Below are 244 nucleotides of genomic sequence, written 5' to 3' on the forward strand. Positions count from 1 at the left end.
ATGAACTCGTTCAGCAGGCTGCTGATGCGGCAGGAGTCCCTGTTGAGGTGCCAAAACACGGCGTGGCAACGAAAGAGAAGTGGGATGAGCTCTACCGGATCGTCAACGAGCATTTCGACTCTGTTGTGTTTGTCCTCGACGAACTGGACATGCTCGTTGGCCGGCGAGACAAACAAGAACCTGCGTTTTCACGGCTCCTGTATCAGCTCTCCCGGGCAGGGGCAAACGACGAACTGGACGCGTA

At 56.1% G+C, this 244-nt stretch carries 1 pseudogene; it reads left to right on the plus strand.

What is annotated here, in order from left to right:
- Positions 1–244: pseudogene (locus tag EXE42_RS17915) on the plus strand (cell division control protein Cdc6); the annotation flags it as partial.

The organism is Halorubrum sp. SP3 (assembly GCF_005435195.1).
GTDB classification, from domain to species: Archaea; Halobacteriota; Halobacteria; order Halobacteriales; family Haloferacaceae; genus Halorubrum; species Halorubrum sodomense.